Origin of the sequence: Myroides odoratimimus (assembly GCF_030326305.1) — a bacterium.
Lineage (GTDB): Bacteria > Bacteroidota > Bacteroidia > Flavobacteriales > Flavobacteriaceae > Flavobacterium > Flavobacterium odoratimimum_A.
This window is the reverse complement of sequence record NZ_JACAKB010000005.1, coordinates 155695-169464: the sequence shown is the minus strand read 5'-3', so window position 1 is coordinate 169464 and position 13770 is coordinate 155695. Positions and strand designations below refer to the sequence as shown.

The 13770-nt window shown below is 34.7% G+C and carries 13 protein-coding genes; 7 read left to right on the top strand and 6 right to left on the bottom strand.

Features of this window, described 5'->3' with window-relative positions:
• Nucleotides 1–129 precede the first annotated feature (129 nt).
• From HX049_RS06230 to panC, 3 genes are read right to left on the bottom strand one after another with little or no spacing between them, the layout of a single operon-like run.
• Nucleotides 130–1098 carry a lysylphosphatidylglycerol synthase transmembrane domain-containing protein gene (locus HX049_RS06230; RefSeq protein ID WP_286414866.1) on the bottom strand — a complete coding sequence of 323 codons (969 nt, stop codon included), beginning with the start codon at nt 1096–1098 and terminating at the stop codon, nt 130–132.
• A gap of 7 nt (nt 1099–1105) precedes the next feature.
• Nucleotides 1106–1456, bottom strand: a complete 351-nt coding sequence (gene panD, locus HX049_RS06225) for an aspartate 1-decarboxylase (protein ID WP_006257788.1) — start codon at nt 1454–1456, stop codon at nt 1106–1108.
• Nucleotides 1457–1468: 12 nt separating this feature from the next.
• Entirely contained in the window at nt 1469–2317 is an 849-nt protein-coding gene (panC, locus tag HX049_RS06220) for a pantoate--beta-alanine ligase (RefSeq protein WP_131540452.1), read from the bottom strand.
• A gap of 110 nt (nt 2318–2427) precedes the next feature.
• Between panC and HX049_RS06215 the strand changes: the two genes are divergently transcribed.
• From HX049_RS06215 to HX049_RS06195, 5 genes are all read left to right on the top strand, one after another.
• On the top strand, nt 2428–3231 hold the full coding sequence (locus HX049_RS06215) for a glycogen/starch synthase (protein ID WP_131540453.1): 804 nt from the start codon (nt 2428–2430) through the stop codon (nt 3229–3231).
• 51 nt (nt 3232–3282) lie between these two features.
• On the top strand, nt 3283–4926 hold the full coding sequence (locus HX049_RS06210; protein WP_286414863.1) for a DUF4270 domain-containing protein: 1644 nt from the start codon (nt 3283–3285) through the stop codon (nt 4924–4926).
• A 6-nt stretch (nt 4927–4932) separates the two neighbouring features.
• Nucleotides 4933–6777 carry a glutamine--fructose-6-phosphate transaminase (isomerizing) gene (glmS, locus tag HX049_RS06205; protein WP_041888359.1) on the top strand — a complete coding sequence of 615 codons (1845 nt, stop codon included), beginning with the start codon at nt 4933–4935 and terminating at the stop codon, nt 6775–6777.
• A gap of 153 nt (nt 6778–6930) precedes the next feature.
• Entirely contained in the window at nt 6931–8442 is a 1512-nt protein-coding gene (gene atpD, locus HX049_RS06200; protein ID WP_006257781.1) for a F0F1 ATP synthase subunit beta, read from the top strand.
• Between the two features lie 26 nt (nt 8443–8468).
• On the top strand, nt 8469–8750 hold the full coding sequence (locus HX049_RS06195; protein ID WP_006266097.1) for a F0F1 ATP synthase subunit epsilon: 282 nt from the start codon (nt 8469–8471) through the stop codon (nt 8748–8750).
• A gap of 62 nt (nt 8751–8812) precedes the next feature.
• Here the strand turns inward: HX049_RS06195 and HX049_RS06190 are convergent, their stop codons facing one another.
• Entirely contained in the window at nt 8813–9373 is a 561-nt protein-coding gene (locus HX049_RS06190; protein WP_286414857.1) for a hypothetical protein, read from the bottom strand.
• A gap of 188 nt (nt 9374–9561) precedes the next feature.
• On the opposite strand from HX049_RS06190, the gene radA reads away from it, so the two are divergent.
• Both radA and HX049_RS06180 read left to right on the top strand, forming a co-directional pair.
• Entirely contained in the window at nt 9562–10932 is a 1371-nt protein-coding gene (radA, locus tag HX049_RS06185; RefSeq protein WP_286414854.1) for a DNA repair protein RadA, read from the top strand.
• A gap of 16 nt (nt 10933–10948) precedes the next feature.
• Complete coding sequence (locus HX049_RS06180; RefSeq protein WP_286414851.1) at nt 10949–12589, top strand: DUF4139 domain-containing protein; 1641 nt, start codon at nt 10949–10951, stop codon at nt 12587–12589.
• A gap of 69 nt (nt 12590–12658) precedes the next feature.
• Here the strand turns inward: HX049_RS06180 and HX049_RS06175 are convergent, their stop codons facing one another.
• A complete protein-coding gene (locus tag HX049_RS06175) occupies nt 12659–13114 on the bottom strand; it encodes a hypothetical protein (protein WP_286414848.1) in 456 nt (151 codons plus the stop codon).
• A complete protein-coding gene (locus HX049_RS06170) occupies nt 13107–13538 on the bottom strand; it encodes a hypothetical protein (protein ID WP_286414845.1) in 432 nt (143 codons plus the stop codon). Before HX049_RS06170 ends, HX049_RS06175 begins: the two co-directional genes overlap by 8 nt.
• Nucleotides 13539–13770: the final 232 nt, after the last annotated feature.

The following is a 13770-nucleotide window of genomic DNA, read 5'->3' as shown; positions in this document are numbered from 1 at the left end:
AGAGATAATGATTTATAACTGATAGCGCTGTTTATACCGTCATTATACCAATTTACTGGTTTGTACTATTAAAGAGTGCCTGTCTAATTTTTTAGATAGGTACTTTTTTTATGATGAGGTAGTGTGAGATTAGTTCTTCTTTTGGTTATAGTACAGGGGTAATACTAAAAATGATAGTGCTCCAAATATGACCACAATCGCTGTCTGAGTAGTCCATAATATCCATCCAAAGGCTGTTCCTGCAACAGTGGAGATGCTATAGATAGACAATAGTTCTGCAATAATCAAGGGAAATGCTCCAAACCCGCCATTGGTAAAAGATACAGCAAAACTACCTGCTACAAAGGCTGACATAACGATAGGTATGCTGAGCGAACTAGTGGCTTCTATGGCATGTGTACCGAAGTAGAATGTGGCGATATAACCAAACCAAATAAGAAAAGTGTGAAATAAGAAGCCAACTTTATAAGGCATCTTAAAAATGCTACTGACTCCCTCTGTAAGTCCTTTGATTTTATTTTTAATAAATAGAATCACTTTCCATTTACTGTAATAGAACAGGGCGATCGTAGCTATTAGCCCAATCACAGCGATGATGGCTAATATACTAAGTTTCTCTACTGGAACCTTGGCTAATAAAAAGTCTTTTAGTACTTCATACTGTAAAATTAAAGCTAAAAATACGCAAAGCAATAAACAGACAAGATCAATGATGCGTTCTGAAACGATAGATCCAAAGCCTTTGTCAAAAGGGACTTTCTCATATTTTTGTAATACGATTGCTCTAGATACTTCTCCTGATCTAGGAACCGTTAGGTTTAGAAGATAACCGATAGAGATAGCCATAAAGTTAGTGAAAGTGGATACAGGATATCCCATATAAAGCAAGGCATACTTCCATCTATAAGCACGTGCCCATAGACTTAAAATAGAAAAGAAAGAGGAGATGATAATGTAATTATAATTAGCATCTCTAAACTGAGATTTCATCTCCTCTATCTGATCTTCAGTAAATTGATTATAGGCGTAATAAACCAAAAAAACTCCCAACGCAAGTGGGAGTAATATATTCAATAATTTACTGATATTTTTTTTCAATAAGAGGCTATGTTAAGGTGTTGGTCTCTTCATTAGGGAACACGATAGAAGGCTTGAATGTCTTCGCTTCTTCGAAATCCATAATTCCATAAGTAATAATGATAATGATATCCCCTTTGTGTACTTTACGTGCAGCAGGACCATTTAAGCAGATTTCTCCACTGTTACGAGGGCCAGGGATAGCATAAGTTTCAAAACGTTCTCCATTGTTAATATTAACAATCGAAACTTTTTCTCCTTCTATGATGTTAGAAGCTTCCATTAAAACTTCGTCAATCGTAATACTTCCGATGTAGTGTAGGTCTGCTCCAGTTACAGTTACACGGTGAATTTTTGATTTTACTACTTCAACTTGCATTTCGCGTGAGTTTTAGTTAAAAGATATATTGTCAATTAGTCGAATGCCTTCAATATGAGCTACTAAGAAACCTCTGTATCTACGACCTTCATCTTTAGATGTGGCTGTTTTTAGAGTTTCCTCTTCGGCTATAGTGAAGTATTCGAGTTCAAAGTTAGGATTATTTTTAAATTCATTCTCAACAAAAGCGTTAACTTTAGAAATACTTTCACTTTTGAATAAATCCTTGGCTTTCAACAGTACTTGATATAAGAAAGTTGATTTTTTTAATCCTTCTGTAGATACTCGTTCATTACGAGAGCTCATGGCTAATCCGTCCGTAGCTCTGAAGATAGGCACTCCGATAACCTGTACAGGTATATGAAGTTTGTCTACCATCTTGCGGATGATCTGCAATTGTTGGAAATCTTTTTCTCCAAAATAAGCTTTGTTAGGCGTAACAAGCTCAAAAAGTTTACTCACGATAGTTCCTACTCCATCAAAATGGCCAGGGCGCGAAGCACCTTCCATTTCGTTTTCTAGTCCATCAAAATCAAATGATTGGGCTACAGTATTTCCACCGTAAATCTCATCAACAGACGGTGCAAATATTACAATTTGTTCAGAAAGAGACTTTATAATCTCCTGATCTCTTTCTAAAGTACGAGGGTATTTTTCTAAATCCTCCGCATTGTTAAATTGCGTAGGATTAACGAAAATACTGACTACAGTACATTCATTTTCATTTAATGATTGTTCCATTAATGAAAGGTGCCCATTGTGTATGGCCCCCATTGTTGGTACAAGACCAATTGCCTTATTAGCGTCGCGAAATGGTTTTAAATACGCTTGTAATTCGGCTTTTGTACTAAAAAGAAACATTAGCTTCGTGTTTAAAATAATGGCAAAATTAGTTATTTAGAAAATAACTGCATAAATTTTTGTAAATTTGCAATGTTTATTTGTTTCAAACACAGAAATTATAATTGAAGATGAAAGAAAAGAGGATATTATATGTATCATCTGAAGTGGTACCTTATTTAGCAGAAAATGAAGTTTCATTAATGTCTTATGATGCTCCAAAAATGATTAACGATCAAGGAGGACAGATAAGAATTTTTATGCCTAGATACGGTAGCATAAATGAAAGAAGACATCAATTACACGAAGTTATTAGATTGTCAGGTATGAATCTAGTCGTAAATGATATGGATATGCCATTAATCATTAAGGTAGCTTCTATCCCGAAAGAGCGTATCCAAGTTTACTTTATAGATAATGACGAGTATTTTAAAAGAAAATCTACTTTCTCAGATGAGGATGGAACACTATATCCTGATAATGATGAAAGAGCTATCTTCTTTACAAAGGGTGTAATCGAAACCGTTAAGAAACTTAACTGGGTTCCTGATGTTATACATGTACAAGGTTGGATGGCATCATTGTTACCAACTTATTTAAAACATTATTATAAAGACGAAGCTATTTTCTCAGATACAAAAGTAGTTACTTCTATTTTTGGTGAAGGCTTTAGTGGTGTTTTAGATGCTACTATGAAAGAAAAGATTGCATTCGATGGCTTGCCAGAAGACGTAGTGAATGACTTCGAGAATCCTACTTATGAGAATATAATGATTAATGCTATCAAAAATTCGGATGGTGTTATCGTTGCTTCAGAAGAGGTAAGTTCAAATTTAACAAAATTTATAGAGTCTTCTGAAAAACCTTTTTTACCTTTCGTAGCTAAAGATGAGTTTGCTAAAGCTTATACTGAATTTTATCAGAAGTTTTTTTAATAACTATATCAGAATAGAATAGTAATAACCCAAATAGATTGGATTGACTAGATGAACCAAAAGAATATATTAAAAGGAATATCTCTTGTATTAGGCTTTATGGCCTTACAAGCTTGTGAAAGTGATTTTACAGAAACGGGAAGCGATATAATAGGAGGAGGAAACTTCGATATCGAATCGTATAACGTAAAGGATATAAAAGCTTATAACCAAGCTTATGGTGCAGTAGATGGAAGTAGATTAGGAGAAGTCCCTTTTGGGTATTTAGACAATGGATTATTTGGTGCTACTAGTAGTGATTTAGTTGTTCAGTTAGCTAATGCTACATCAACTGTAGGAGATATTGGCGAAAATGTAAAGGTAGACTCTGTATATGTGTATATACCATATTTTTCTCAATTTGATAAAGTTGACGATAAAGTTAATTACTATAAACTTAAAAACGTATACGGTGAGGGATCTCTAGACTTAAAAGTATATCAGAATAACTATCACCTAATGGATGTGGACTTAACAGATGGTTCTGCATCAAAATATTATACTGACCAGACTGCTGCTTTAATCGATAAGAACAAGATTAATACACAGTTAAACACTTCAGGACTATCTTCTCAGAATACTAATTTTGTCTTTGCAAATAGAGAAATTGTTATCTATAAAACAGATGAAAATGGTAATCCACTTAAAGATCCAAATACAGGAGATAATGAAATAAAAGAACGCCTTATCCCTGGGATGTGGTTAGACCTAGATAAACAATACTTTGAAAAATTCATTAATGATAATAAAACTAAGTTATCAGAGACTAATGGATTCAGTGAGTTGTTTAAAGGACTGTATTTCAAAACTGAAGGAAACGGGAGTAAAGGTGCTGCTGGATTATTAGATATTGCTAAAGGTAAAATAGTAGTTATATTCAAAGTTGATAAGAAGACAACAGGTGAAGATGGGAAAGAAGAGACTACACGCGAAAGAAAAGAAATCACTCTTGCCTTAAGTGGTAATACTGTAGGGACTAAGAAATTCAGTGTGAATATGTTTAGTACACTTATGGATGGAACGTATCAATCAGAAATAGCTAACGCGAATAAAGTGCAAGGTGATCAAAGTCTTTATCTAAAAGGAGGACAAGGTAGCTTGGCAGTTATTGATTTTCTAAAATCTAATAATCTTGAAGAGTTAAAAGCTCTTAAGGAGAAAGATGCATTATTGAATGAAGCATATTTAACTATCTATGTGGATAAGGAACGTATGCAAGGGCAACCTATTCCTGAGCGTCTATTCTTATATGATTATGATAATAGTATTGCACTGTCAGACTTTGCAAATGATGCTGTAAGTACATCTCAGTATATTAAACAAGGGTATAATGGTATCTTCGTAAAAGAGGACAAAGAGAATAATAAAGAAGGGTATTACTATAAGTTCAAAATCACTGACCACATTAGAGGTCTTCTGAAAAGTAAAAATGATGTGAGCCCTAAATTAGCGTTGACTGTTGCAAATAATTTTGCTGTAGGAGGATACACTAATCAAAAATTGAAAAACGAAATAAACAACGAACCTACTAACGTGAATGTTGTGCCTGCTTACGCTGTTAGCTGTCCATTAGGAGTTGTACTTCATGGAGCTAATACTACACAGGACAATAAGAAGATGAAGTTAGAGATTTTTTATACTAAAGCTAAAAAGTAAACAAGTATGTGTGGAATAGTTGGATACATAGGTCATCGCGATGCGTTTCCTGTTATTATTAAAGGTTTAACGAGATTAGAATATAGAGGCTATGACTCTGCTGGTCTTGCTATATTTGATGGAGAGACAATCAATCTTTGTAAAACGAAAGGTAAAGTTGTTGATTTAGAAGAAAAAAGTACAGATACAATAAAAAAAGGAACAGTAGGTATAGGACATACTAGATGGGCTACACACGGTGTTCCAAATGATGTGAATTCACACCCTCACTTTTCTAACTCTGGTGAATTAGTTTTAATTCACAATGGTATTATAGAGAACTACGATTCTCTTAAGCAAGAGTTAATTAAAAGAGGATATACATTTAAGTCAGAAACAGATACTGAGGTATTAATTAACTTAATAGAGGATGTACAGAAGACTCAAGGTGTTAAGTTAGGGAAAGCTGTTCAGATTGCTTTAAATCAAGTAGTGGGAGCATATGCTATCGCTGTAATGGATATCAAAAAACCAGACGAAATAATAGCTGCTAGACTTGGTAGCCCATTAGCTATCGGAATCGGTGAGAATGAATACTTCATTACATCTGATGCTTCACCTTTTATCGAATACACGAATAATGCTATTTATCTTGAAGATGAAGAGATGGCTATTATTAGACTGCACAAGCCATTGCGCATTCGCAAGATTAAGGATGATTCATTAGTTACACACTACGTTCAAGAGTTACAATTAAACTTAGAGCAGATCGAGAAAAATGGTTATGACCATTTTATGCTAAAAGAGATTTACGAGCAACCAGAAGTAATTAAAGATACTTTTAGAGGTCGTTTATTAGCTGATCAAGGTCTGATCAGAATGGCAGGTATCGAAGATAATATCGATAAATTCTTGAATGCGAAGAGAATTATTATAGCTGCTTGTGGTACATCTTGGCATGCTGCTTTAGTCGCTGAATATGTAATCGAAGAGTTTGCAAGAATACCAGTAGAAGTAGAGTACGCTTCTGAATTTAGATATAGAAACCCAATTATTGACTCTAGTGACGTTCTGATTGCTATTTCTCAATCAGGAGAGACTGCAGATACTCTTGCAGCTATTAAATTAGCAAAAGAAAAAGGAGCATTCGTATTCGGAGTTTGTAATGTGGTAGGATCTTCTATTTCTAGAGAGACACATGCAGGAGCTTATACACATGCAGGACCTGAGATCGGTGTTGCTTCTACAAAAGCATTTACAACTCAGATTACAGTATTGACTTTAATCGCTCTTCGTTTAGCAAAAGCAAAAGGAACATTAGCTAATTCTGAATATTTAAAATATTTGCACGAATTAGAGCTAGTACCTGAGCGCGTAGAAGAAGCGTTAACTCAAAATGAAGAAATATTAAAAATCTCTCAGGTTTATAAAGACTCGACAAACTGTTTATATTTAGGTAGAGGATATAACTACCCAGTGGCACTAGAAGGAGCTCTAAAACTGAAAGAAATTTCTTATATACATGCAGAAGGGTATCCTGCTGCAGAGATGAAGCACGGCCCAATTGCTTTAATTGACGAACACATGCCAGTTATTGTAATTGCACCTAATCAAGATCACTACGATAAAGTAGTGAGTAATATCCAAGAGATTAAAGCAAGAAATGGAAAAATCATAGCTGTGGTAACGAAGGGAGATAAGCAAGTAAGAGAGCTAGCTGATCACGTTATCGAAGTGCCAGGTATTTCTGAGGCTCTAACTCCAATATTAACGACAATTCCATTACAACTATTGTCTTATCACATCGCTGTTTTAAGAGAGTGTAATGTTGACCAACCGAGAAACTTGGCTAAGTCAGTGACGGTTGAATAATAGTAGAAAAGTGAGTCTTTTTAAGACTCGCTTTTTTTTTATTTAAAATAAAATTTCAAAGTTTTAATATTCAGAGAAAAAAACTATCTTTGCACTCTGAAAAAGTAGAATTTTTCGATAAACGTAAATAGCTGTTAAATAAATACATAAGCAATGTCTAAAGTTACAGGAAAAGTTGCGCAAGTTATCGGGCCAGTAGTTGACGTAGTATTCAACACTGCAAATGCCGAGCTTCCAAAGATTTATGATTCATTAGAAATCACAAAACCAGATGGTACTAAATTAATCCTAGAGGTACAATCTCATATTGGAGAAGATACAGTAAGAACAATTTCAATGGACTCTACAGACGGTTTAAGTAGAGGATATGAAGTAGCATCTACAGGATCTCCAATCCAAGTACCAATTGGTAAAGATGTATTTGGTAGATTGTTTAATGTTGTAGGAGACGCTATTGATGGTCTTGGAAACTTACCAAAAGAAGGTTCAAATGGTTTGCCAATTCACCGTTCTGCTCCAAAATTTGAGGATTTATCTACTTCAACTGAAGTATTATTCACAGGTATCAAAGTAATTGACTTAATTGAGCCTTACGCAAAAGGAGGTAAAATTGGTTTATTCGGAGGTGCTGGAGTAGGAAAAACAGTATTGATTCAGGAATTAATTAATAATATCGCTAAAGGACACGGTGGACTTTCAGTATTCGCTGGAGTTGGAGAGCGTACTCGTGAGGGTAATGACTTACTACGTGAGATGTTAGAGTCAGGTATTATTAAATATGGAGATGACTTCATGCACTCTATGGAAAATGGAGGATGGGATTTATCTAAAGTAGATAAACCAGGTATGAAAGAATCTAAAGCTACATTCGTATTCGGTCAGATGAATGAGCCACCAGGAGCACGTGCACGTGTTGCATTATCAGGATTAACTATTGCTGAGTTCTTCCGTGATGGAGCTGGTGATGACCAAGGAAAAGATGTATTATTCTTCGTAGATAATATCTTCCGTTTTACTCAAGCTGGTTCTGAGGTATCTGCATTATTAGGTCGTATGCCTTCTGCAGTAGGATACCAACCAACATTAGCTACTGAGATGGGAGCTATGCAAGAGCGTATTACTTCGACTAAAAAAGGATCTATTACTTCTGTACAGGCGGTTTACGTTCCTGCGGATGACTTAACTGACCCTGCACCAGCAACAACGTTTGCTCACTTAGATGCTACTACAGTATTATCTCGTAAGATTGCAGAGTTAGGTATTTATCCAGCAGTTGATCCACTAGAGTCTTCTTCTCGTATTTTGACTCCAGAGATCTTAGGAAAAGACCACTATGCTTGTGCTCAAAGAGTAAAAGAGATCTTACAGAAATATAAACAATTACAAGATATCATTGCGATCTTAGGTATGGAAGAGTTATCTGAAGAGGATAAACAAGCTGTATACAGAGCTCGTCGTGTTCAACGTTTCTTATCTCAACCATTCCACGTAGCTGAGCAGTTTACTGGTATCCCAGGTGTATTAGTTGATATTAAAGATACTATCAAAGGATTTAATATGATTATCGATGGTGAGTTAGACCACTTACCTGAGGCAGCTTTCAACTTAAAAGGTTCAATCGAAGAAGCGATTGCAGCTGGAGAGAAAATGCTTGCAGAAATATAATCTAATTAATATTTAAAGAGATCAACATGAGATTAGAAATTGTATCACCTGAGGCTACTTTATTTTCTGGAGAAGTTACTTCAGTTTCAGTTCCAGGAGCAAATGGAGAGTTTCAGATGTTAAATAATCACGCTCCTATTGTTTCTATCCTAACAAAAGGAAGTGTAAAGTTCACAGGGCAAAACATTTCTATTGCACCAGAGTTTAGTTCTAAATTCGAGAAAGTAAGTAATGATACTTATCATTTACCTATCAATCTTGGAACTATCGAATTAAGCGATAATAAGATTATTATATTAGCTAACTAATTAGCTGATTAGAAATATAAAAAGACCTACTCACTGAGTAGGTCTTTTTTTGTTATAAGTGGTTAAAAGTTGTAACCAATACTTAATCTTAACGCTAGGCCTGTTTCTTTTTCAGTTGGTCTATAGTCATAATGTATTCTATAGAAATCAAGACCTATACCAGCTTCATAAGTAAAATTAGATTGACCTATATTCCGTCTTAGATTCCACATAGGAGATAGATGAGAAGATTTTGCTACTTTAATGTTGTCTTTCGAATCTGTACTTGTAAGTGCATCTGGCATATAATCAAAGCCTAAAGAAAGAAAGTTAGCTGAGTTATTTTTTGTGTTTTTACCTTTTCTAACTCTTTTATTATAGTTGTAGTAGTATCTAGATTCTACTCCTAAGGACAAAGAAGCAATGTAATCTACATAGTCAGAGTTGCCAAAGAAACCTACATTGTATTGTACTTTTTCTAGTATAGTTAACTGATCCACTATTGGGTATTCATAATTAACTCCAACTCCAAGTAGGTGTATTCCTGCTTCAAAACGTTTCTCTAGTTTTTGTTCTTGTGCATGCACAGCGTTAAAGCTTAATGTTAGTGTAGCTATTAAAGCTGTGTAAATTAATTTTTTCATGTGTTAATAGTGTGTTTTATTAAAGTAAATGTAATTGTTATTTAACAATATATTTTCTACTTCGGTTTAAATTGTTTGATTATTGTTGCTTTTTTTTATTCTTATTTGTTTTTATAATAGTTCTTTTGATATTATTATTGTCTAATGATAACATCGTATCTTCGTAAGAAGATTTTAAAGAGAAAGTAATGGCAAAGGTAAAGACGGCTTTTTTCTGTCAGAGTTGCGGTACACAATACGCTAAATGGCAAGGACAATGTAATGCTTGTAAAGAATGGAATACACTTGTAGAGGAGGTGATCCAAAAAGAAGAAAAGACAGCGTGGAAAGCAGTAAGTAGTTCTCCTAATACCATGAAGAAGGTAGCGAAGCCTCTAAAGGTACGAGAGATTGACAGTACAGAGGAGATTCGTATGAATACTATGGATGGTGAACTTAATCGCGTTTTAGGTGGTGGATTAGTTCCTGGCTCTATGGTGCTTTTGGGTGGTGAGCCTGGGATAGGAAAAAGTACATTATTATTACAGATATCTTTGTGCTTACCTTTTAAAACTCTTTATGTATCAGGAGAGGAGAGTCAGAAACAGATAAAGATGAGAGCAGAGCGTATTAATCCTGCTAATGACAACTGTTATATTCTCACAGAAACCAATACACAGAATATCTTTCGTCAAATAGAGGAGATACAACCTGATGTGTTAATCATTGACTCTATTCAAACTTTGCATACCGAGTATATTGAATCTTCTGCTGGGACAGTGTCTCAGATAAAAGAGTGTACTGCAGAACTTACTAAATTTGCTAAAGAAACTGGAACTCCGGTGTTGATTATTGGACATATTACAAAGGATGGAAGTATAGCAGGGCCAAAAATACTAGAGCACATGGTGGATACTGTACTACAGTTTGAAGGAGATAGAAATCATGTGTATAGAATACTAAGAGCGAATAAGAATCGTTTTGGTTCTACGGCTGAGCTTGGTATTTATGAGATGCAAGGAAGTGGTCTTAGAGAGGTGTCTAATCCTTCTGAAATACTAATATCGCATAAGGAAGAAGAGTTATCAGGTACAGCCATCGCAGCTACTTTAGAAGGAATGCGTCCACTGATGGTAGAGGTGCAGGCTTTAGTGAGTACTGCTGTATATGGTACTCCACAGCGTAGTGCTACGGGATATAATTTAAAGCGTCTGAATATGATTCTTGCCGTATTAGAAAAAAGAGCTGGATTTAGATTAGGGCAGAAAGACGTATTCTTAAATATCACAGGAGGTATTACTGTAGATGATCCAGCTATTGACTTAGGGGTGGTGGCAGCTATTCTATCTTCTGATCAAGATATGTCTATTGGAAAGGACTTCACATTTGCTGGAGAGGTAGGACTGTCTGGTGAGATAAGACCTGTAAATAGAGTAGATCAACGCATACAAGAAGCAGAGAAGCTTGGTTTCTCTACTATTTTTGTTTCAAAATATAATAAGATTAGTCATACAGGAAGAGGAATTAAGGTTGTTCTAGTGACTAAGATTGAAGATGTAGTCGAATACCTCTTCGGATAACTTAAAATTGAATACTATGAAAAAGAACTTAACGATTGTTGCATTAGCTTTGACTACGGTTATGACATGGGCACAGAAGCCTGTATTTACTCCTGCTAAGCTAGAGAGTGCTCGAGTGTACTTTAACAGTGCAGAATTAACGCATAAGGCTAAAGTGAAGCTGCCTAAGGGAACTTCAGAAGTGGTGATCACTAATGTAGCTGATTATCTAAACGAGTCTACTATACAGATCGGATCTATATCTGAGGTTACAGTAATGGCTATACAGTATAGTAATCGCTATGTAGAAGAATATGATAGTGCAGTAGACTCTCCATTGTTGAAGCCTGTAAGGGATAGTATTAAATTAGTTCAAACTGAATTAAAGAAAGTGAATAATGCTATTGATGTAGAGAGTAGAACAATTGATTTATTAGACTCTAATCAGAAAGTAGGTGGAGAACAAGGAACGACTACTGCAGAAGTGATGAAGATGGTAGACTACTATAGAACGAAGAGACTACAGCTGAGTACAGAGTTAGATAAGCTAAACGAGAAGAAGGAAGACCTTAATACTCGACTAACCAATTTACAAGATAAGCTTGCTTTTAATGAAGGGAAAAGTGAGAAGTCTAGTAAGGGTAAATTGATTGTACAAGTAATGAATGACAGAGAGGGTGAAGTGCCTTTTCAGATTAAGTATTTAACTAATGCCGCGTCATGGAAGCCTTTTTATGACCTAAGAGTAGAGAAGATTAACTCTCCTGTAAAAGTAGTGTATAAAGCAGATGTAAAACAGAGTTCTGGTATTGACTGGAGAGGTGTGAATCTTAGCTTGACAAGTGGTGTAGCTAATCAGAGTAATGTTATTCCTACTTGGAGAACGTGGTTCCTTGATTATAATACTTATATAACGACTTCAGGATATAATAGAAATGCAAATAAAAAATTAAATGTAATGGCAGATATGTCTGCTAAAATGAGTTATGAAGCTGAGTCATCTTCTATGCTAAAGGATGCTGTAGTTTATGAAGAGAGTACAATGAGTACTTTTACCCAAGTCAATGAATCACAGTTAAACGTATCATTTGATATAAATATTCCATACACGGTGATGTCTAATAATAAGTCACATAGTGTTACACTTAACGACTTTTCTATTCCTGCGGAGTATAAATATTATGTAGCTCCTAAGCTTGACCTAAATGCTTATTTAGTAGCAACGATTAAGGATTATGGTAATTATAATTTATTAGCAGGGGAGGCAAACGTAATCTTTGATGGTGTATATGTTGGTAAGACAACCTTGAACCCTGCAAACACAGAAGAGGAAATGAAACTAAACATGGGTAAAGACCCTAAAGTAGCAGTTACTCGTATCTTATTAAAAGATAAATCAGGTACTAAGATGTTATCTTCTAAAAAGTCTCAAAACTTCGTATACGATATTACTGTCCGCAACAACAAAGCTGAGCAGATAGATATACAAGTAGAAGATCAGTATCCTATTAGCTCTAATAAAGACATAGAAGTAGAATTAACAGAGACTTCATCAGGAAAACTTAATGAAGAGAAAGGGCTTGTGAAGTGGGACCTTAGACTGAAAGGAAATGATAGTAAATCACTTCGTTTTGGATACCAAGTGAGATATGATAAGAATCAAAATTTAAACTTATAAGATTATAGCAAGTGAATAAAAAGTAGGAGTGATAGATTCTATCACTCCTACTTTTTTTATAAGGCTATTCTAATGCCTATATCTAAGTGAGCGGTCTTTAGCTGTCCATATATCTTCTAAGTAATCTATCGTTAGCACAGTGTCTTTCTTGATAATTTCTAGTCTTGTAGAATTTTGTTTAGTGATTAGCGTATCTCCTATCTCTATTACCTTATAGAGGTACTCTCTTTCATAGAACCGCATATCATTGTCTAGTATGTAATAAGACCCTGCTCTAGATCCTTTATTAGCTTCTTGACTGATGACAACAGCCTTAAACTCTTTAAGTGTATTTTCTTTTAGTTGTCTATCATTCTCTGTGTAGGCATTTTCTCCTCCGCATTTATAAGCGATTAAGACGATAAGACATAATACAGCTAGCATAGGTATAAATGGGTTTATACTTATGTTTTCGAAGTCAAGTCCATCTTTAAACCAATTGTTTTTCATAGAAGTGTAGAGTAGTGATGGTAAGCTGTTATTCATGAAAGTTAGACTTTCTAGGTAATCTTGCCCAAATATCTGTCTTATAGTCTATATAGATTATAGTATCTTGTTTTCTGATTTCTAATGTAGAAGAATCTTTCTTAGTGATCAGGTTATCTCCTACATCTATTAAGTTAAAGATAGGGTGATATTTATAGAACTTCATATTGTTATCTAGCTGATAGTACTCCGTATTTCTATTATTTTTTTCAATGCCTTTATAGATTACAGAAGCATTAAACTCTCTCTTTAGGTTTTCTTCTAATTCTTTATCATTGAGAGTATACACATTTTCGTTGCTTTGTAAGTACATACCTACACCAAATATAGTCATTACTAGTAATGCCAATAACATAGGATATTTAGGAGTTTCTCCTTCGTTGAATAAATAATCAAACATTAGTTTAGTTGCTTTTGATAACATCTAAGATAAGTGTTATTGTTGAATAGAACTAATGAGATTGTCTTTGAGGTTGTCCTACTATTTTATGATATAGAAGGATGAGATAGTCTAGAAGTTGTGTTTTTTGTATTTAGCTTTTGTTTAAAAGCAAGTAAAATTAGCGACATTAGAAATCACAGGAAGTATCAGTATCATCGCTAAAGCTAACACGGGGGGCAGTATAGAGAACCTTTTCATAAGTACAACGGAAAAC